The following is a 20,216-nucleotide window of genomic DNA, read 5'->3' on the forward strand; positions in this document are numbered from 1 at the left end:
CGACAGCCGGACGACGACGACCGCCCCCGGAGCGTCGGGGGCGGTCGTCGCATGCGGCCGAGACGCGGGAGCGACGGTGCGAGGGGGCGAGTGGTGTGAGAGGCGTATGGCATGTGGAGCGAATGGGATGAGGGAGCGACGAGGCGAGTTCGTCGGCCTGTGGACGGCCTACGCCCTGAGCAACCTGGCGGACGGCCTGGTCGTGATCACACTCCCGCTGATCGCGCTCACCCTGACGTCCGAACCCGGGCTGGTGGCCGGGGTGACCTGGGCACAGACCATGCCCTACGTGCTGTGCACGCTTGCCGTCGGCGTCCTCGTCGACCGGGTCGAGCGCGGCCGACTGGTCCGCGTCGCACACCTGTTGCGGGTCGCCGCCTTGGGCCTGCTGGCACTCGCCCTGGCCGGCGACGTGGCCCCACTCGCGATGATCTACACGATGGCCTTCCTGCTCGGGACCGCCGAACTCGTGGGCGACCTCGCCAGTTCGGCGATGCTGCCCGCCGTGGTACCGAAGGATCGGCTGGGCGCCGCCAACTCCCGTATGGAAAGCACCCGTTCGGCGCTCAACGAGTTCGTGGGCCCGCCCCTCGGCGGCCTGCTGGTCGCGGCCGGCACGGTGACCGCCGTGCTGGGAACGGCGGGTGTGTACCTGGCCGCGGCGGGGGCACTGCTGCTGCTGGTCCGGGGCCGATACGCCCCACGGCCGGCCATTCCCCGCCCGGCCACCCCTCGGCCGCAGCCGAGCCCACCCGATCGGGCCTCGTGGCGCGCCGAGCTCACCGAAGGGCTGACGTTCCTGCGCCGCCACCCGCTGCTCCGGAACCTGGCCGTGATGGTCTGCGTGATGGCCGGAGCGTGGAGCGCGTGGAGCGCGGTCCTCGTGCTGTACGCGGTCGCCCCCGGGCCGATGGGCCTGAGCGGCGCCGAATACGGCCTGCTCCTGACCACGCTCGCGCTCGGCGGCGTCCTCGGCTCGCTTGCCGCCGGTTGGGTGCAGCGAACCCTGGGAGCACGCGACACGCTGGTCGTCGACGTGATCACAAGCGTGCTCATGCTCGGCGCCCCGGCCCTCACCGACCGGGTGTGGATCATCGGCATCACCACGTTCGTGGGCGGGTTCGGCAGCGGCCTGTGGAACGTGACGGTGGTGACCCTGCGGCACCGACTGATCCCGGACGAACTGCTGGGCCGAGTGTCGAGCGCGGCCCGCCTGATCGGATGGGGCGGCATGCCGGTGGGCGCCGTCCTGGCCGGCGTCCTGGCCCAGACCTCCGGCCCGCGCGTGGTCTTCGCCCTCGCGGCGGCGGCGTGCGCCTTGCTGTTCCTCCCGTTCGTGCGGGTGATCCGGGAGGACACGATTCGCGCTGCGGTCGAAGCCGTTGTCGAGGGCGGGGCGGATGGTGCGGTGCGTGGTGGCATGGATGGCGCCGGCGCGCGCGAACTCCCCCACGTCCCGCCCCAGGACCAGGACCGGCCCGAGCAGGCGCCGCCCGTCGACCCGCCGACCACCATCGACATGCCCGGCCTGCTCGCCGAACACCTGTGGAACACCTCGGACGACGCGATCCGCGACGCGCTGAACGCGGCATGGAACATCCGCCGCGGACACGGCTGTTCGCTACGCGTCACCGCCCCGATCACCCTCCACCGGGCCGCGCTCCGGCAATGCGCCGTACTCCTCGGGGACGGATCCACAGCGGCCGTCCGCAAGGCACACCGCACGTACGCCGACCGGATCGCGGCGGCCGAACAGCCGTCCTGACGGGCAAACGATCGTGCAGAAGCACCGAAGTTCTCCCCAGTCGGGCAGTCCGAGCTGGGGGTCGGTGCTTCACAAAGCAAGCTTGTCGTCACCGAGGAAACAAGCCTCTTGTCACTGCCGGCGGCTTTGCATCGGTGTCGTCACCCACCCACCGCCCGGCCCGGCCTCGGTCGACCTCGCGCGGGCACGATTCAACTGCCTGTGACCGATGGGTCAAGGGGCGTGCCGCCGTCGAATCGGAAGCCCAACGCCTGCGTGAGGTCGAAGACCAGGGCCTCGGCCAGTGGATCGCCCTCTGCCACCAGAGCGGCTCTCAACGCCGACGGGTCCGGCCGGAGGCCGGCCTCCCGGGCCCACAGGCAGGCATGTCGGAATACGGTGTCCGCATCGCCGATCCACTTCTCGGGAAAGCCGTAGTCGCGCGCCATCACGGGGGACAAGGCACATTGCCAGAACAGGCCGCTCGGACCGGCGGCTTGAACAGTCACGAAGTCGCTGTGGAGTACGTGCGCAACGAGAACCGGGGCTTGCGTCTCGCTCACGATCGAAGACCGGGGATCTCCCCCGAGCGAAGCCTGCAGGATCTGCCAAGCCCCGTCTCGCGCCCACCATTCGGGCACGCAGCCCGACCCTTGCATCGACGCCTGATCCGTCAGCGGTCGATCGGCCCGCGCCACGATGAAAGTACCCGAGAATCCCACAGCCGGGACCATAGTTCGGACCGCCGACATGCGTTCCGGTTCCGGCGCCGGGACGTCCTCTTCGACGATGGCGTGGTCGGGCATGAGGTCGGCGACGGCCGTACCTATCGCGCCGCGGCCGGCGCCGTGGCCGCGCGCGAGCCGTACAGCAACGCGAAGCCGTCTGGCGAACCGGGGTGATGGGGCACACCCACGCCCGGGGCGCCGAGACACCGGCGTCCCGAAAGGGACCGTCGCCTCTCGTGTGCGTCGTGCCCACCACCGTCTCGTGCCGATACCGGCCGCTCCGGTGATCAACTGGGCGGGAAACCCGATGATCGCCGTCGGCGCCGCGCGGACGTCACCGGAGCGGGTGCCGCCGGGTGTCACTCCCGAGGCTTCGGGCGTTGAACGGCCATGGACGACGCGGAGGACACGACGGCGGCGTAGAAGGCGAAGATAAGGACGCGAGGCGGCTGGGATCGTCCACAACCGGTTCACGCGCGGGCTGATCGGGCACGGACGCGGCAACCATCGCGGGGTACGGACGAACCAATGGACGGTGGACACGGCGCTGGGGCGTCCAGGACGCGAACGCGCTGATCTTGCCGGAGGAACCGGCCGCCCAGCTCCTGCACGGGAACCCGGACGCCGACGCGGCCGGCCGGTGACGACCCGAGGTTGTCACCGGCCGATCGGCGGCTCCGCGCTGTGGGTGATCGCGCCTATCGGATCGCCCGCCGGGCTCGGCGCGGGCGCAGGGGTGGGCGCCGCCGCCGGGGGCGTCAGGAGCCGGTCGTGCCGTCGAGCAGTTCGCGCAGGATGTCCAAGTGGCCGTTGTGGCGGGCCGTCTCCTCGGTGAGGTGGTGCAGGATCCAGCGCAGGTCGACGTGGACGCCGTTGCGGACGGCTCGCCGGGCCTGCTCGTCCAGGCTGTTCCCGGCGACCAGTTCGCGGTAGCGGGCGCTCTGTCCGGCGTATTCGTCGAGCAACTGCGCGAGCGGGAAGTCGACGGCGATACGCATCTCGCGGTCGGGGTCCTCCTCGGTCCACGGGCCCCGGTCCTCCTCGCCGAGAAAGACCACCTGGAACCAGTAGTACTCGACCCAGCGAAGGTGGTTGATCAGTCCGCTCATGGTCGTCAGCGGGGAACCCGGCAGCAGCGCCCTGCGTGCGTTCTCCTCGGAGACGCCGTCGCACTTGGCGCGGGCGGTGCCGCGTACGTAGTCGAGAAACGTGGTGAGCTGAGTGCGTTCGTCCCACGCGGGAGGTGTGTCGTTGATTCTCGTCATCACGCGAAGCATCCCCGATCACCACGACCGGCGTCGCGGCATTTAATGACGGTCCCGGCTGGTACGCCACCCCCACCGTCGCCTACGCCTGGGACTTTGGATCTTGACTGCGTGACCTGGGTTTCCAGTCCTACTGGACGTTGTCCGGCCTGTGGCCTGTGGCTTTGCGGAATCCCGGACGGATGTTCGGTTCCGCTGGGAAATCCCGTGGACGGAGGAGGACGGGGTCGCCTCAAGGACGCCGATCTCGATGTGATGCGGCCGGCGTGCGATCGCGGCGTTGGTCAGCCCGTCGGCCGCAGCGAGAACGATCCGCGCCGCCAGAACCTGTCAGACCTGCGCGGTCACGGATGCCACCAGACGCCGCAGGCGTGCACGCACCGACTCGGCAAGGTTCACCACAACCGCCGTTGGGATCGGCTTGATTGCGCGGGGCGCGACATGCTCCTGGCGGCTTGGGGGTCTGTGTGGGCTGTGCGAGGACTGCGAGGCGCGCGGAGTCGTGTGCGCGGCCCGGCAGTTGGTGCGGCTCGCCGCCGGTGCGGGACGCGAGGCCCGGCAGCAGTGGTGGCGAGCGACATGGCGCGGCGCCGGATCAGGTGGCTGCTGCAGGTGCCTTGCCCGTCACGGCGTCCTTCTGGGCGCCGGCGGGTGGTCCTGCCTTGCGGAGGGGCGTTTCGATGACGTACAGCGCCGCGATGAACGCGGCCGCGCACAGGATCGCCGCGGTGAGGAAGATCTGGTGGGTGGCGCTGGTGACCGCGTTCAGGTAGGCGTCCTTGGCCCCGGCGGGCAGGTGAGCCGGTGCGTGCGCGTCGCTCTCGGTGCCGTCGGTGCCGGGCAGGTGGGGCTGGACGGCGCGGGTGAACAGGGAACCGTAGACCGCGACGCCGAGGGATCCGCCCAGGGTGCGGAAGAGGGTGACCGAGCTCATGGCGGCGCCCATGTCGCGCAGGGCGACGCTGTTTTGGGCGATGGTACCGGCCATCTGCTGGGTGAGTCCGAGCCCGAGACCGACGAGAACCATGTACGTGCAGGTCTGGATTCGGGACGTGCCGGTCCCCATGGTCGCGAGCAGCCCCAGGCCGACGGTGAGGAAGGCGGCGCCCAGGACCGGGAAGACCTTGTACCTGCCGGTGGCGGACATGACCTTGCCCGCGATGGTGGAGACGATCACGACGGGGATCATCAGGGGCAGCATCAACAGGCCGGAGTTGGTGGCCGAGGCGCCTTGGACGGTCTGCTGGAACAGCGGCAGGTACAGGCCCGCACCGAACATGACCACGCCGGCGGCCAGAAGCAGGATGATGGCCAGCGGGAAATTGCGGTGGCCTGTGAAGATCGTCGGAGGCAGCACGGGTTCCGCGGCCCGGCGCTCCGCGCGGATGAACAGGGCGAGCCCGAGCACGACGACTGCCCCCAGAGCAAGGATCTGCCAGGAAGCCCACGCGTAGGTGGTGCCCGCCCAGGTCGCGGCCAGCACGGTCGCGCTGATCGTAACGGTCAGCAGGGCGATGCCCAGCCAGTCGATCCTCGCCTTGATGCGCCCGGCGGGCATGTGCAGCATCCGCCACAGCCACACCAGAGCGAGCAGGCCGAGCGGCAGGTTGACGTAGAAGGCCCAGCGCCAGCCCCAGTTCCCGGTGATGAAGCCGCCGAGCAGCGGGCCGCCGATGGTGCCGATCGCCATCACGGAGGCCGTCATGCCCTGGTATCGGCCGCGTTCGCGCGGCGGTACGAGTGCGGCGATGAGGGCGAAGGCGCCCGCGCCGATACCGCCCGCGCCGATGCCCTGCAGCGCGCGGAAGGCGATCAGTTCGGGCATGGACCGGGCGGCGCCGCAGAGTGCGGAGCCGGCGAGGAACACGGCGATCGAGGCCAGGTACATGGGCTTGCGGCCGAACAGGTCGCCGAACTTGCCCCAGATCGGGGTGGTGACGGCGGTGACCAAGGTATAGGCGGTCACCACCCAGGAGATGTGCTCCAGACCGCCGAGATCGCCGACGATCGAGGGCATCGCGGTGCCCACGACCATGTTGTCGAGCATCGACAGCAGCATCGCGAGCATGACGCCGAGTAGCACCCAGCGGACCTGCCTGGGCGTGCCGGCAGGGGCCGTCGAGCGGGCGTCGAGGGATGCAGGAGATGTGGACATGACGGATCACTCCCTCAGGGATGCGTGGTGACCGAAGAGCGGGAGGCCGGCGGCCGACAGGGCAGCGGGCGCGGCAACCAATCCACAGAAGCACAACAACTCCAAGAGTGCAACAACTCTACTTTTTGAGGCGCCTCGCATTCAGGGGTAGAGTGCAGGCATGGGAGCGACACAGATCCGCGAACCGCAGGCGCAGGGACGCCGTGAGCGCAAGAAGGCGGCAACCCGCAAGGCCATCGCTGATGCGGCACTGCGCCTGTTCCTGGAGCGCGGCTACGACAATGTCGGAATCCGCGAGATCGCCGACACCGCCGACGTCTCGACCGCCACGCTCTTCAAACACTTCCCCAGCAAAGAGGCGCTGGTCTTCGACATGGACACCGATCGGGAGGCCGGCCTGCTCGACGCCGTCCGCAAGCGCCCCCAGGAACAACCACTCCTGGCCGCCCTCCGGGACTACGTGCTGGCCGGCGCGCACCTCTCCCAGGATGCGGAAATGGCACAGTTCCTCGAACTCATCCGCTCAACCCCGGCATTGAGCGAGTACGCCCACCGCATGTGGATGCGGCACGAGAGTGCGCTCACCCAGGCCATCGCCGAGGCAAGCGGCGCACCACAAGGAAATCCCACCTGCCGGGCACTGGCCCACTTCGCCCTCGAGACCACCGCCCTCGCCCGCGCGAGCGACGATCCACGAACGGCCGTCGAGAGCGCCTTCGAGCTCCTGGAACACGGCTGGAACACCACCAGGCCAAACGTCTGAGACCAGCAGCGCATCCACGTCCGCGGACAACACGAGAACAGTTCGATCAACCCCTCAGCGAACTTCTGCGGGTGTGATTTCGCAGTGGTGGTTGGTGTGTGGGTGGTGGTGTGGGCTGGGGTGTTGCTGCAGGTTGGATGAGAACGTTTCGGCGCCGTCCAGGCTGGGGTTGTGTGGTCTGGCCTGGGATTATTGCGGTTTCGTCGAGAACACCCGGGTGTGTTGCACATGGCCTGTGCGTCTAAAGGCCCGGCCCGTTTTTGTGCAGGTCACAGGGTTTTGGATGGTTGCGGGGCCAGGGTGTCCACCGCCGGGGTGTGCGGGACCCGGTGGTGGTGCCGGGGTGGTGCGGGGTTTCGGCGTGGTGGTCGAGGCGGATCCGGTCGAGGCCGGTTTGGTGATGTGTTCGGTGCCGTCCACGATCGCGGTGATGGCGGCTTGGCGGATCAGGCGGGAGGGGGCTGCCGATTCGGCCGGCGGTGCGTTGGCGGAGGTAGGCGGCGAGGCGGGGGAGTGCCCCGGCCCGGTGCGTGTTTCGGGTCCAGGGCGGCTTCCACTCCGGTGATCATCTTTGAACCGTTCGCATGTGCCGAGCCGTGCCGGGAACACGCTGCCGCACTCGACCAACGAGGCCCGTCCGGCGAGTTGCGCCCCCGTACCCCATCGAACAACGGCGTGGCGGTCCTGGGGAACACCGCGTTGGCGACCGAGTGGGACGACGGCGGCCACGACGGCCCCGCGCCGGGCCTGGTGGCGTCGTCGTCGGCGTGGATGCCCCCCGCGGTCGCCGACATGCTCCCGGACCTCGACATCCACGGCGGGGATCGTGTCCTGGACATTGGTCGATGCGGATCCCGCGTTCGCCGACCGCCTGCCACCGCACCGGCAGCAACTCGAGGTAGTCGCTGCCGCTCACCGGACCACCCGCGCCGCAGTTCCCCGACACGGCGGACCGCCCTGCCGCGCCGGGTTCCGCGAGGGCGGACCCACTCCGAGGCGATCGCCCGCACCCCGCGCTGCCCCGAGTCCCCGCCCAAGGCACGGTCGATGCGGATCAGCCCGCCGGATCACACGGATCCGACGCAGACCACACATCCGTCACGTCCAGCGCATGTCGAGCGCGTCGAGCACCGCGATCCGCTCGGCCGACAGCTTCGCCCGCCTGCTCCTGGTGGTGGTGATCCACACCCCCAACCCGACGTCCTCGGGCCGTCCGTCGAACGCCACCACCGACTCGACATGCCTGCACGGTACTTCCCGGTGCCCGACCCGGGCCCGGTATGCCGCCGCCGCGCCCACCGCGATCGCCCACGCCTGCTCGCGCGTCGCTTCGGCCGAGGCCCGTCCGGCACGGACACCACCGCCCCGGCCTCGGCCGCCGCGTCGACCATCGCGGGCGCAGGCGACCCGGGCGCCGTCGACCCGAGCGCCACCCCAGCTGCTCGCGCTGCGCCGCGTTCGGCCCGTCCCACCCGGACCGCTGCCGAGGCACCCACCGCCCGATCGACGTCCCGCGACGCACCACGTCCGGACCCACGTCGTCCAGCCGGGCCCATCGCCGCGTTCGGCCGGGTACTCGGCCGTGTGGGTCGGATGCCGCCGCCACGCCACCGGCCGATGCGTCGGATGCCACGGCCCACCCTCGACCAGGGCGCCGGCGCCGCGCTGCGTCCGGCGGGAAGCTCGCCCCGCCGGTCCTGGGCACGCCTGTTCGCGAGCCGGCTCCCGATGCTCGGCCACACCACCCGACCACTGCCGGGCGCCTGCAAGTAACCAGCCGAACGACCAACCCCGCACCGCGAACCGAGCGCCCCGACCGTCCCAGGCCACGGGGCGCTTCGGCATGCCCACACCCCCAGGACACACACCCCGGAACCCCACCGGCCACCGCCCGAACCCGCATACCGGCGCGAAGACGCCCGGAAATGCCAAGATCCCGCCCGACCTCGACGGTCGAAACGGAATCTCGTCGATTCATTTCAGGCCGTTCCAAGAACGGCCCTGTCGCTGTCCGGTGTGGTAACCGGTCCGACGTGCTGCGCCGTGGTGAGCGCTGTCGAGGTCCGCGATCTTCATGCCGGAACGGCAAGATCCCGTGCCAGGTCGTGGTGGGCCTGGCAAGACTGAGCGCGTTCCGACGGCGGCCGGACGCCGACCTCACCATCGTCTCCAGGACAGGACCATCCATGATCCCCGCGCCACGGCCCTCCTCGGGCCACGCTCCCCGACTCGTGAGGACGTCGGCGACTGCCGTGCTCGCCTTCCTCCTGACGATCGGTGCCGTCGCGTGCGGCACGCAAGCCGACGACGACGTTCCCGCCTACGCCGCCGCCACCCGGGACGCCCCGGGGTTCAAGGGCACGTTCCGGCACGAGTTCGCCGACGTCGACGGCGTCCGGATGCACTACGTGACCGGCGGAAGCGGTCCGCCGGTGGTGCTGATCCACGGCTGGCCGCAGACCTGGTTCGGCTGGTGGCCGGTCATGCCTGCGCTCGCCGAGCACCACACCGTCTACGCCGTCGACCTACCCGGCCTCGGCGACAGCTCCGGCTCCCCGACCGGCTACGACAAGGCCACCCTGGCGCGGTACGTGCACACCCTGATCGCCGATCGGCTCGGGCTGCGCGACGCCCGCGTCGTCGGGCACGACTTCGGCGCCGCGGTGGCGTTCCAGTACGCCGCCCGGTTCCCCGCCGACACCGCACGCCTGGGCTACCTCGACCTGCCGCTGCCCGGGCCCGCGATCGATGCGCCCACCTACCGCTCACTGAGCTGGCACATCGCCTTCCACTCCCAGCGGCGGGTCCCCGAGGCGGTCGTCGGTGACGACGTCCGCGAGTACCTGGCACTGTTCTACCCCCAGGTCTCGTTCGGCGGAACGGCGTTCGGCGGCACCTCGGAGCGATCCCCGTTCACCGACGCCGAGATCGACGAGTACGCCCGAACCTACCGTCGGCCCGAGGTCCTGTCGGGCGGCTTCGAGCTCTACCGCGCACTGGACCAGGACGTCCGCGATGCCAAGGCGGCAACGCCCGTTCGTGTTCCGACCCTGCTCATGACCGCCCAGGGGCAGCTCGACGCGACCCGGGGCACCGCGGCCCCGCTCATGACCAACATCGTGCGGGCGGTGGACGTGCCGAACGCGGGGCACTGGCTCGTCGAGGAGAACCCCCGGTTCGTCACCGCGGAGTTGCTGCGCTTCCTCGATTCCTGATCCCGCCCCGGCCGCCGCGCATCGCGATCCGCGTTGCGCGGCGCCGGTCGGGAGCGGTGTCCGACACGCGTGCCCGGGCTGCTGTGGGTGGTCGTTGGTGGTGGGTTTTGGTGGGGTGTGGGCTGGGGTTTCGTGGTTGTGTCGGGATGGTTGTTCCGGGCGCGGTGTTGGCGGGCCTGGTTTTCGGGGTGTCGGGTGGGTGTTCGGGTATGGCCCGGCGGTATGTCTGAGCCGGGGTTTTCGCACTTGTAATGGGTTTCGCGGGTGTTGTGGGATGCGTTGAGATTTTGTGCAGTTCTGATGGGAATGCCATTGGCGGTGGTTGCCCCCGGTTTGCCGGCGGTCGGGGATCGGCCCCGGCGCGGGGTTTTCGGGGTCGGGTGTGGTGGCGGGTCCAGGACCACAAGAGGTCGTCGGGGCCGGGCGTGAGGCGTGTGAGTCCGAGTGTGTGGGCGGTGTGTTCGAGGGAAGCGCCCGCGGCCGGGTGTGTCGGTCGGGGCGGGGTGTCGCGGGTAGGTGTGTGCGGGCGAGGGTGATCGTTTCGGGATGGATGATCACGGGCCTGGCGGTGAGTCCCCGGGAACTGCCCTGCGTGGTCGTGTGGTCGGGGTTGAAGGCGGCCCGACGGTGTCCTGGTGCCCGCCACCGGCCGGTGGTATGCAACTCGTGGTCGTGGCCGGCGGGTGAACGTTCGCCTGTGCCCACGTATGGGGGTTGTTCGTGTTCGGCCGGCGCAGGGCCTCCGGTGGCCTTTGTACACGTCGGCGAGTTCGGGCATGCCCCGGGTGTCCAGGAGTCGCGGACGGGGTCTGCCGGTGCTCCGACACGCATGCCGTGGGCACCACCTCCGATGGGCGGGGAGATACGCCCGTGCGCGTGCGGTGGCGCCGCCCTCGATCTCACTCCGAACCTCACGTCACCGAACACGAAGGCCCCCGGCCGATACCGTTTCACTACCGCATGTCGAGTTCCGTGGGCAGTCGCACCCGTTTCTCCGAGAGGGAACTCCGCCGGGTGCGTTGGTTGTTGACCCACGTGCCGAGCCGCACATCGACGACTCCACCGTCCTCGCCCACGCCGTCGTCGGGTCCGGTCGCCGTTTCCGGCACCACGGTCTCGTCATGCGCGCGAGGTACTTCGGGACTTCGGTGTCGGGCTACCGGTGCCTGCGGTGCGTCGGTAGTCGTCCCGGGACGGTTCGCGCCCCGTGGCTGTCTCCGGCCGATCGTGTGGTCGGCCGGCGTGATCGGCGTGGTTTCCGCCTCGTCTGTGGATGGTGTGGGCGTGCGTGCTCCTACCGTTGGGTCGTGGGGTGGGTGGGGGTCGGCGGGGTGAGGTCGACGGGGGTGTCGAGTTCGGTGAAGTCCCAGGTGACGGTTGTGTTGTTCGGGTTCGCCACGAGGCGGCGCAGGTGGGTGTGATCGCCGGGTGTGAGGTAGGCGCGGGTGCCGTCGGGTTCGGTCAGTCCCACGCATGTGGTGCCGTCGATGGTCAGCGGTTCGATCGGGGTGAAGTGTTCCGGTTCGGCCGTGGCGTCGTACAGTGCCCCGAGCAGTGAGGACGTGTTCCGGTACAGCAGGTTGCTCGCGGGATCGGAGTCCTCTCGGACCGTGTCGTGTTCCCACGTTCCCGTGTCCGTGCGCCGGTAGACGTCGTCGCCGATGTAGATCGTCTCCTCCGTCACGGTGTTCCCGTCCGTCTTCTTGATGCGGGCGCCCGCGCCGCGGACGATGCGGTGGTCCTCGACGTGGGGGAGTTCGCCGGCCCGCCCGACGGTGACGACCAGGCGGAACGAGCGTGCGGTCCGCACGGTTTCGAGCGCCGTCCGGATCCTTGCGGCGGCGCTCGTGGGTGTCTGGGCCGTCGGGCCCGTTGCCGTGCCGGAGGTGGGTGTCGCGGTCGTGCCGGGGGAGGCGTCGCCGGTCGGCGCGCCGGTCGGTCGCCGCTCCGAGGCCGCGGGTTCGGTGCTGTCGGGCGACGCGACATCCGAACGGGTCGAGGAACATCCGACCAGACACGCCGCCACGATGAACGCGACGGGCACGGCAACTCCGCGCACGAGTACTCCCGGGACGTTGTGAGCGCCGAGGGGCTCGGCGACGGGGCCGCTCCCGATCGCTCGCGTACCCGCACCCGTGGGCGCGGCGTCGGCGACGGGAGACCGCCGGAGACTACAGCCCGGCCAACAGGGCCGCGCCGGTGGGGTGTTCGGCCCGCCGCGGCGCGAGGGACGGGCCGACCGGGAGGTGGCAGGAGCAGAGCGCCCGCAGGCCACGCAACGACCAACTCACCACGAACACGGACGACACCGCTCCGGTCGTGGGCATCCGCGCGTACCCGACCACAGGCGGCACCACCCTCGTTCGCACAGGGCAGCCCCCTCTTACCCATATGGCGTCCGACCACCACGGCACCGCCATGCTGACCGCCGCTCGCCGCCGATCCAAGCCCTTCGGCGAACCCCCGGTACACAGCCCACCCAGGCGAACGGTCAATGGCCCGACGACAAAGGATTCCTCGGCAAACCCATGGACGCCACCGGCCTCACCCACGTCGGCGCCCGCGAATACGTCCCCACCCTCGGCCGCTTCATCAGCGTCGACCCGACCATGGACCCGGCCGATGCGGGGCGGATGCACGGCTACACCTACGGGAAGAACAACCCGGCGACCATATACGACCCCATCGGGCTCTTTGGGGTCGACTGGGGGCATCGGAAAGGCGATAGGGGAAGCCGGCAAAACTGGCTGCAAGCAGTGGCGATAACAAGGGATCGGCAGGTGCCGGCGGGATCATCATCGAGTACGACGGCCTGGGCCGCACCACCGCCCAGGTGTTCTCCTCCAAGGGCATCGAACAGTGGCGCACCACCACCACCTACGCCGGCGCCGACGAGACCCGGGTCACCCCACCCGCGGGCGGCACCGCGTCCCTGTCGATCTCGGACGCCCGCGGCAAGCCCAAGGAACTGCGCGAGTACAACGGCCAAGTCCCCGCAGGCACCGACTACTCGAAGATCACCTACACCTACACCCCCCGCGAGGAACTGAAGACCGTCACCGACGCGGGCGGCAACACCTGGACGTACACCTACGACTTCCTCGGCCGCAAGATTCACGTCGAAGACCCGGACAAGGGCCCGTCCGACACCCGCTACGACCTCGTCGGCCGCGTGATCGGCACCACCGACGCCCGCGGTCAGAACCTCACCTACACCTACGACGCGCTCGGCCGCAAGACTGCCGCCTACAAGGACACGGTTAGCGACGCGAACCTGCTGTCGGAGTGGACCTACGACCGCCATGCCAAGGGCCAGGCCGACGGTTCGTCCCGCTACGTCGGCGGCAAGTCCGGCGCGAAGTACACCAGCGAGATCACCGGCTTCAAACCCGGCACCTACCTCCCCACCGGCACCCGGACCACCATCCCCGCCGCCGAGGGCAAACTCGCCGGAACCTACGACACCAGCACCGGGTACGAACCCGTCCTGGGCCTGCCCGTCACCACCACCCTCCCCGCCCACGGCGGCCTCCCCGCCGAGACACTCGGCACCGCCTACAGCACCCACGGCCTGCCGACCACCCGCGGCGGCGCCGCCGACTACCTCAACTGGGCCGACTACGACGTCTACGGCCGCAACATCCGCGCCACCCTGGGCGACACCCCCCGTCAGGCCGCGTTCACCAGCGACTACGACCCCGCCACCGGCCGTCTGCTGAGCACCAACTGGGACAAGGAGACCGGCACCACCGCGAGCGTGGACGCCACCTCCTACACCTACAAGCCCAGCGGCGATGTCACCTCCATCAAGACCATCCGCGAGGGCACTTCGACCGACACGCAGTGTTTCACCTACGACGGCCGGCGCCGGCTGAAGGAAGCCTGGACCGACACCGCCGGCACCACCACCCTCCCCGCCCCCAACGTCCCCGGCGTCGGCGGCTGCACCACCCAGACCCCGAGCCCGTCCACGGTCGGCGGCCCGGACCCGTATTGGCAGTCCTTCGACTACGACACGGTCGGCAACCGCACCAAACTCGTCGAGCACGACCCCACGAACGACCCGACGAAGAACGTCACCACCGAGTACGGCTACCGCCCGGGCGCCCAGGCCGGCGACCGTACCCACCGCCTGGACACCGTCACCGTCAAGACCGGCACCCGCGAGGCCATCACCACAGGCCTGACCTACGACCAGGCAGGCAACACCAGGACCCGCCCCGGCCCCGACGCCAACCTCCAGACCCTCACCTGGAACGAAGAGGACCAGCTCACCAAGGTCACCTCCGCCACGAGCACGAGCGACTACCTTTATGACGCAGACGGCGGCCGCATCATCCGCCGCGAGGCCGGCAAGACCACCCTCTACCTCGGTGGCGACGAACTCACCACCAACACCGACGGCACCGGCCCGGTCGTCGGCACCCGCTACTACCCCACGGCGGGCGGAGCCACCGTCGTCCGCAGCGGCAACGGCGCGCTCGTGTACATGGCGGCCGACCACCACGGCACGCCCACCAGCACCCTCGACGCCGCCACCCTGGATGCCACCCGCCGCCAGTCCAAGCCCTTCGGCGAGGCCCGCGGCCCCCAGCCCACCCAGGCCAACGGCCAATGGCCCGACGACAAGGGCTTCCTCGGCAAGCCCATGGACGCCACCGGCCTCACCCACGTCGGGGCCCGCGAATACGACCCGGGGCTGGGCCGCTTCGTCAGCGTCGACCCGATCATGGACCTGACCGACTCGGGCCAGATGCACGGCTACACCTACAGCAACAACAACCCCCTGACCCAGTCCGACCCCTCCGGCATGAAGTACTGCGGCAACGTCGCGTCCTGTGACCCGGACCCGGTCTACTGCGGCAACGTCGCGTCCTGCGGAGGCCCCGGCACGGACCAGACCACCACCTCGCCCACCGCGCCAGGCGGCACCGCCCACTGCGTCAACTACTGCATGGACAAGCCCAAGAAGCCCGCTTCGAACACAGGCAAGGGCAAGGGCAACAGCAACCCCTTTGCCAAGGCCTGGGGCGCGGCCAAGAAGAAGACCGGCCAGGCGGCCCACTATGTACAGGACAACTGGAAGAAGGTCGCCCCCATCCTGGCGGGAGGCCTTGCCGAATGGGGCTGCATGGCAGCCGCCGCAAGCGCGGGCGCGGCCACCGCCGGCGCGGCCGCGGTGGGTGGGGCCATGCTGTGCGGAGCACTCGGCAACTCCATTTACGGCGCTCTCGACGACCAGCTCAACCACGGCGACCGCAGCTCCGCGGAATCCCTGGTCAAGATCGCCGAGGATGCCGGCGTCGGCGCCTTGACGGCTGGTGTGGCCCAAGGCGTGATCAACAAGTACGCGCGGGTCTGCCACAGCTTCGTCCCAGGCACCGGCGTCCTCATGGCCGACGGCACCACCAAGGCCATCCAGGACATCCGACCGGGCGACGTCGTCCTGGCCACGGACCCCGAAACCGGCGAATCCAGGCCCCGCACCGTCCTGGCCGCCATCACCACCGAGGACGACAAGGAATTCGCCGACCTCACCATCACAACCGACGACGGCGAAGCCTCCATAATCACCACCACCAACCACCCCTTCTGGGTTCCCGACCTGAAGCAGTGGGTTGACGCCGGCGATCTGAAACAAGGCCAGTGGCTCCAGACCGCCGCAGGCACCCGAGTCCAGATCAGCGCGATCAGGATCCTTGCCCGTGAGCAGCGCACGCACGACCTGACCGTCGATGACGATCGCACGTACTATGTGCTGGCGGGCAGTACGCCGGTCCTCGTTCACAATTGCGACGGCACAGCGACGATCCATTACGACGGTGGCCATGCTTCGATCGAGGTCAGCGCGGGCGGGGAGACTCTTCATACGCACCAGGTTGGCGGCCTGGTAGAGGTAGGTGGCGAAACGATAGCTACGCCAGTGAGGTCAGAGATCTTCACCGGATCCGTTTCACCTAGTGCGCGTTCGGTGACTTTCAAACTGCCGAATCCTGGTGGTGCTATGGCCTATCAGGAGGTCTTTCTTGAGAGGGGAGTCACTGGCACTTATGACGCCTCGACCGAAACCTGCTTCCACTACTGTGCGAGGGTTCTGCAGGCAGGTGGAGTCCCGAATGTTCCGGCCGAGGGAACGATCAGAGAGCTGGCAGTCTTTCTGCGTCGCGCGAATCAGTGAATCGAATGATGATCCTGTGGGGAGAGGAGGTAGGGATGGATGAGTTTGCGTGGTTGGATGACCTGCCAGAAGCATGGTCTGTACCCCCTGAACTTAAAGGGCCCACGCGAGTTCACTTTGTGAATTTCGTGATCGATGTAATTTCGAGCGACTATACGTCAAGCTCGATCAATGAATCAATTGGCGAGCTTCTGGTTGAGCATGCGCGCTTCAATGTCTCTTATCAGATAGGTGCAAAAGGAAGCCTTCCGGAGAAGGACCTTATGGAGCTATCGGTTGCTCTAGAAGGTGTGCTCAAGAGATGCTGGGAAGCGTGGTTGAAGTACCGGCAAATCTGGCTTTCCGGAAATACTCCATCTGGCGGCGACTATCAGCAGCTGCTGACGGATCTACGTGCGAGTAGAGACGAAATCAGGCGCATCAAATTATTTTGAGTGGAATACCGAAGGAGTCGAGGCCCGCTGCTGGTAGCTCGGCGACTCCTTCCGATAGAGATTGAATGAGCAGCAGCCCCACCGGAACTCTGGTGGGGCTGCTGGCCGTCTTGACGGCAGTAGTTGACGGCAACGGCAGTGGACGGGTTCTGCACAAAGTGGTGGTTCGTCGTCGCCAGCGGGCTCGGTGCCGGGCTCCGAGGGGTTGCGCAGTGCGCGGCCGAGGACGTCGATGGCTGTGCTGGTCGAGAACTCGGGTACTGGTCCTGACCCGGGCTTTTCATGTGGCTGCTTCGTACTCGTTGACGAGCCCTCCGAGCCGTTGACGGCGTCGGATCCGGTTGGGCCAGCTCGGGAGGGCGGTCACGTTCGGGGCGTCGCCCGGGGCGCGCGGGTCCAGTCCGTTGCCCTGGTGGCTGCGGCCGGCGTTGTGGTGGGCGACGTACGCGTGGAGGACGATGCGCAGATGGCGTTCGCCGGTGGTGAGGAGCCGGTCGGTGCATTCGCGGCGGACGGGCGCGATCCGGCGTTCCGCGAACGCGTTCGTCCGCGGCGCCTGCGGCGCGGTGTCCACGACGTCGATGCCGGCCGAGGCGGAGATGGCTGTCCTGGTCGAATACTCGGCCATCGGGTTTGACCAGCGCGTTCGCCTGATCGGATGATCACCGGCCATGGCTGTTCGGATGCTGTACCGGCTCGTCGTCGACGTGTTCTCGTGGATGGCGCTACTCGCGCGGTCGACCGCGTCCAAGGACGCGGAGATACTCGTGCTCCGCCACGAGGTGGCGGTGTTGCGCCGGGCGCACCCGAAGCCGCGGCTGTCCCGGCCGGACCGCGCGCTGCTGTCCGCGCCGGCCCGGATGTTGCCCAAGGCGCTGCGCGCGCACCGAATCGTCACCCCGGGCACGCTGTTGCGGTGGCACCGCCGCCTCGTCGCCGCGCGGTGGCGGCAGCCGCGTCCGCCGGGCCGGCCACCGGTTCCGGACGAGGTGGTCGCGTTGATCGTGCGGTTCGCGACCGGGAACCGGACCTGGGGCGTCGTGCGGATCCAGGGTGAACCGCGGGCGCCTGGGCCACCGCGTGGCCGCTTCCACGATCCGGAGGATCCTGCGGGCACGCAGGGTCCCGCCGCCCGGCCGACGCGAAGACACGTGGCGCACGTTCCTGCGGGCACAAGCCGAATCGCTCCTCGCCGTCGGCTTCTTCCACGTCGACACCGTGACGCTCAAACGGTTGTACGTGGCCTTCGTCATCGAACCGGGCACCCGACGCGTGCGACTGCTCGGGGTCACCGCACACCCGACCGGCGCCTGGGCCGTCCGGGTCGCCCGCGACCTCGCCGCCGACCTCGAAGACGCCGGTCACGGGTTCGCGTACCTGATCCGGGACCGGGACGCGAAGTTCACCGCCGCCTTCGACGCCGTATTCGCGTCGATCGGCATCGAGGTCGTGCCCACCGCGCCGCAGGCGCCGCGCATGAACGCCTTCGCGGAACGCCGGATCGCCTCCGTCCGACGCGAATGCACCGACCGGCTCCTCGCCACCGGCGAACACCACCTGCGCACGGTCCTCGCCGCGTACGTCGAGCACTACGACACCGGACGCAGCCACCAAGGCGACGGACTGCACCTGTGTGCCCCCGACGACGACCCGAACGTGCTCGCGTTCCCGGCACGGCTCGACCGGATATGCTGTCGCCGAGTCCTCGGAGGGCTGCTCAACGAGTACCCATCCACCGCATGAAATCCGAGGTCAGAGCAGGTAGCCGAGTCTTCGACCACCACAGGCCGCCCCCTGCTGCTGTTCCGCCCCCGGCCACCCCGGCAGCGGGGCCGCCTCCCCCGAAGGCTCGAGGCCGCCGGATCGGCCGACCGCCACGCCCCACGCCCGGGTTCTGCAACGCCGGTCCGGTGCGGGCCGCGGCGTGGACCTCGCCCGAGCCGACCTGGTCGTCCAAGGCTCAGCGGTTGTCGCTTCGGTTCTCGATGTCCGGTGCCGGAAGGAGGTGATCGAGCGAGCGGAAGTCGTCGTGGGTTCTGTCGCCGGGCGGTGAGTTGAGGATTCCGATGTAGACGGGTCCGCGTGTGGTTCGCGTCCGCAGCGCGGTCCACTGGTCGAGGTCGTGCTCGGCGTACGCGCGGACCAGGACGGCGAGTCGAATCTCGTGGGCCGGGGTGAACCGGTTCTCCCGCGCACCGAGCGGGGGCAGCAGGTGGTCGATCGAGTGGAAGGAGTCGTCGGTCATGTCCGGGGGTAGTGTGCGGAACACCTCGACGTACACGTCCCCGTACTTCGTCCGGGCCCGCAACAGGGTCAGCTCGTCGAGGGCGTGTTCGGCGTACTCGTGCAACACAACGAGGAGTTGCCTTCGATCGGCATCGTCGAACTCGGTCATCGCCTCAGCGAATCGGTGCCCGTCCGGGGACCTCGCGAGGGCCGCTTTCCGCTCTCGGGGCGCGCGACGCGCGATCCGCGCATCCCACGGATCGATACGTGCCGGCAGAGTGCCACTCCAACCCAATGGCAATCCCCGCAGTGTATCGACAAGTGCAGTCAATCTCGGGGTACCGCCCAGGTCACACCGGGCGTCTTGTCGCACCACACCTGCTGCTCCCGCCGGGGAGGATGTCGAGGCCGAAGGTGTCGAAGGCGGGCCGCGCGTGCTCGTTCCACCGGCGCCATGCCGTCTCGACCTCGTCTCGGACGCGGCGGGACCCGTGTTGGCGGACGTGGAAGGTGGCGAGCCGGTGCCCGTCGTAGTCGATGCTCGCCCAGGAGGTGCCGGTGTCGTCGCCGACCCACAGCCGTGACCGCACGTGGGGTTCGTCGTTCCGGTGCGTCCACAGCCCGGGCAGCAGCAGACCCATGACGGCCTCGTAGTGGCGGTCGCCGCCGGCGACGGCTCACGGCGACAGTGTCGTGGTCGACTCGTCGGGCCGGTGGTCGGGGCGGACGATGTCGGAGACGTCGGTGACGGGGGAGCGGCGGCCGCGCATGGCCATGAACGCCCCTCCGGGCCCGAACCTCCCACGGGCTCCGCCGGGTTGAGCGGGTGCAGGTACGCGGCTTTCTGCTCCGGCGGAGAGCGCCACCCCACCAGGGAGCCGTCGAGGCGTTACCCGCCGATCGTCGTCGCCGACGACCCGGATGGCTATGACGGTCTGTAGCGGGCTCTGGCACAAATTTTGGATGCTGTTGGTGATCTTGCCGGGTATTCGCTTTCGTTCGCCAGGCTGACTGTTCGTGTGTGGGCTGCTTGGCTGGGAAGGGGTGAGCCGCAGCGAGGGGAGTGGCCATGTCGATGGGTTCCAATTCGGGGGCCGGGATCCCGGTGCGGACGTTGGAAGTTGCGCGGGCCTCCAACCCGCGTGGCACCACTGCGATGTGGGTGCGGGACCGGCTCTCCGAGTTGTTTACGGACGAGGACTTCGCGGACTGGTATCCGTCGGACGGGCGACGCGGGATCCCGCCCGCGCGCCTGGCGCTGGTCTCGGTGTTGCAGTTCGCCGAGAACCTGACGGACCGCCAGGCGGCCGAGTCGGTTCGTTGCAGGATCGACTGCAAGTACGCGCTGGGCTTGGAGTTGGACGATCCCGGGTTCGACTACTCGGTACTGTCCGAGTTCCGGAACCGTGTCGCGGAAGGCGATCGTGCCGATCGGCTGTTGGCCGAATTCGTGGAGCGTCTGGTGGCGGCCGGGCTGGTCAGGGGAGGTGGGCGGCAGCGGACCGACT

General features: G+C 69.2%; 16 protein-coding genes and 2 pseudogenes. 9 read left to right on the forward strand and 9 right to left on the reverse strand.

From position 1 onward, the window contains the following. Positions 1-127: 127 nt before the first annotated feature. On the forward strand, positions 128-1,765 hold the full coding sequence (locus ACH4U8_RS23920) for an MFS transporter (RefSeq protein WP_395780017.1): 1,638 nt from the start codon (positions 128-130) through the stop codon (positions 1,763-1,765). A 191-nt stretch (positions 1,766-1,956) separates the two neighbouring features. Here the strand turns inward: ACH4U8_RS23920 and ACH4U8_RS23925 are convergent, their stop codons facing one another. The 3 genes from ACH4U8_RS23925 to ACH4U8_RS23935 all read right to left on the reverse strand — a co-directional run bounded on the left by ACH4U8_RS23925 (position 1,957) and on the right by ACH4U8_RS23935 (position 5,892). Further along, positions 1,957-2,550: a hypothetical protein gene (locus ACH4U8_RS23925; protein WP_395780019.1), complete on the reverse strand. Its 594-nt coding sequence runs from the start codon at positions 2,548-2,550 to the stop codon at positions 1,957-1,959. Between the two features lie 680 nt (positions 2,551-3,230). Continuing rightward, entirely contained in the window at positions 3,231-3,737 is a 507-nt protein-coding gene (locus tag ACH4U8_RS23930; RefSeq protein WP_360314948.1) for a DinB family protein, read from the reverse strand. Positions 3,738-4,332: 595 nt separating this feature from the next. Beyond that, complete coding sequence (locus ACH4U8_RS23935) at positions 4,333-5,892, reverse strand: MDR family MFS transporter (RefSeq protein ID WP_395780021.1); 1,560 nt, start codon at positions 5,890-5,892, stop codon at positions 4,333-4,335. A gap of 160 nt (positions 5,893-6,052) precedes the next feature. On the opposite strand from ACH4U8_RS23935, the gene ACH4U8_RS23940 reads away from it, so the two are divergent. Next, positions 6,053-6,655, forward strand: a complete 603-nt coding sequence (locus ACH4U8_RS23940) for a TetR/AcrR family transcriptional regulator (protein WP_395780023.1) — start codon at positions 6,053-6,055, stop codon at positions 6,653-6,655. A gap of 1,098 nt (positions 6,656-7,753) precedes the next feature. On the opposite strand, the gene ACH4U8_RS23945 is transcribed toward ACH4U8_RS23940, so the two are convergent. Beyond that, positions 7,754-8,266 (reverse strand): helicase associated domain-containing protein, encoded by a 513-nt coding sequence (locus ACH4U8_RS23945; RefSeq protein ID WP_395780099.1) that lies wholly within the window; start codon positions 8,264-8,266, stop codon positions 7,754-7,756. A 15-nt stretch (positions 8,267-8,281) separates the two neighbouring features. Here ACH4U8_RS23945 and ACH4U8_RS23950 point away from each other — a divergent pair, with 15 nt between their 5' ends. Continuing rightward, on the forward strand, positions 8,282-8,428 hold the full coding sequence (locus tag ACH4U8_RS23950; protein WP_395780101.1) for a hypothetical protein: 147 nt from the start codon (positions 8,282-8,284) through the stop codon (positions 8,426-8,428). 479 nt (positions 8,429-8,907) lie between these two features. Then, complete coding sequence (locus ACH4U8_RS23955) at positions 8,908-9,870, forward strand: alpha/beta fold hydrolase (protein WP_395780025.1); 963 nt, start codon at positions 8,908-8,910, stop codon at positions 9,868-9,870. 1,294 nt (positions 9,871-11,164) lie between these two features. On the opposite strand, the gene ACH4U8_RS23960 is transcribed toward ACH4U8_RS23955, so the two are convergent. After that, positions 11,165-11,914, reverse strand: a complete 750-nt coding sequence (locus ACH4U8_RS23960) for a hypothetical protein (RefSeq protein WP_395780027.1) — start codon at positions 11,912-11,914, stop codon at positions 11,165-11,167. A 127-nt stretch (positions 11,915-12,041) separates the two neighbouring features. After that, positions 12,042-12,197, reverse strand: a complete 156-nt coding sequence (locus tag ACH4U8_RS23965; RefSeq protein WP_395780029.1) for a hypothetical protein — start codon at positions 12,195-12,197, stop codon at positions 12,042-12,044. Positions 12,198-12,398: 201 nt separating this feature from the next. Between ACH4U8_RS23965 and ACH4U8_RS23970 the strand changes: the two are divergent. The 3 genes and pseudogenes from ACH4U8_RS23970 to ACH4U8_RS23980 form a co-directional block, all read left to right on the forward strand. Continuing rightward, positions 12,399-12,503: pseudogene (locus tag ACH4U8_RS23970) on the forward strand (hypothetical protein); the annotation flags it as partial. Positions 12,504-12,703: 200 nt separating this feature from the next. Beyond that, positions 12,704-16,048 (forward strand): polymorphic toxin-type HINT domain-containing protein, encoded by a 3,345-nt coding sequence (locus ACH4U8_RS23975; protein ID WP_395780031.1) that lies wholly within the window; start codon positions 12,704-12,706, stop codon positions 16,046-16,048. Positions 16,049-16,083: 35 nt separating this feature from the next. After that, positions 16,084-16,482 carry a hypothetical protein gene (locus ACH4U8_RS23980; RefSeq protein ID WP_379990810.1) on the forward strand — a complete coding sequence of 133 codons (399 nt, stop codon included), beginning with the start codon at positions 16,084-16,086 and terminating at the stop codon, positions 16,480-16,482. A 280-nt stretch (positions 16,483-16,762) separates the two neighbouring features. On the opposite strand, the gene ACH4U8_RS23985 is transcribed toward ACH4U8_RS23980, so the two are convergent. Then, positions 16,763-17,110 carry an integrase core domain-containing protein gene (locus tag ACH4U8_RS23985; protein ID WP_395780033.1) on the reverse strand — a complete coding sequence of 116 codons (348 nt, stop codon included), beginning with the start codon at positions 17,108-17,110 and terminating at the stop codon, positions 16,763-16,765. 425 nt (positions 17,111-17,535) lie between these two features. On the opposite strand from ACH4U8_RS23985, the gene ACH4U8_RS23990 reads away from it, so the two are divergent. Beyond that, positions 17,536-18,225, forward strand: a complete 690-nt coding sequence (locus tag ACH4U8_RS23990) for an integrase core domain-containing protein (RefSeq protein ID WP_395780035.1) — start codon at positions 17,536-17,538, stop codon at positions 18,223-18,225. Between the two features lie 217 nt (positions 18,226-18,442). On the opposite strand, the gene ACH4U8_RS23995 is transcribed toward ACH4U8_RS23990, so the two are convergent. Together ACH4U8_RS23995 and ACH4U8_RS24000 are read right to left on the reverse strand one after the other, a co-directional pair. Next, on the reverse strand, positions 18,443-18,877 hold the full coding sequence (locus tag ACH4U8_RS23995) for a hypothetical protein (protein ID WP_395780037.1): 435 nt from the start codon (positions 18,875-18,877) through the stop codon (positions 18,443-18,445). A 181-nt stretch (positions 18,878-19,058) separates the two neighbouring features. Beyond that, positions 19,059-19,349, reverse strand: coding sequence for a hypothetical protein (locus ACH4U8_RS24000; protein ID WP_395780039.1), 291 nt, complete (start codon positions 19,347-19,349; stop codon positions 19,059-19,061). A 515-nt stretch (positions 19,350-19,864) separates the two neighbouring features. Between ACH4U8_RS24000 and ACH4U8_RS24005 the strand changes: the two are divergent. Then, a pseudogene (locus tag ACH4U8_RS24005) lies at positions 19,865-20,143 on the forward strand (transposase); the annotation flags it as partial. Positions 20,144-20,216 lie beyond the last annotated feature (73 nt).

It is taken from the genome of Embleya sp. NPDC020886 (genome assembly GCF_044333915.1).
In the GTDB taxonomy this organism is placed as follows: Bacteria; Actinomycetota; Actinomycetes; order Streptomycetales; family Streptomycetaceae; genus Embleya.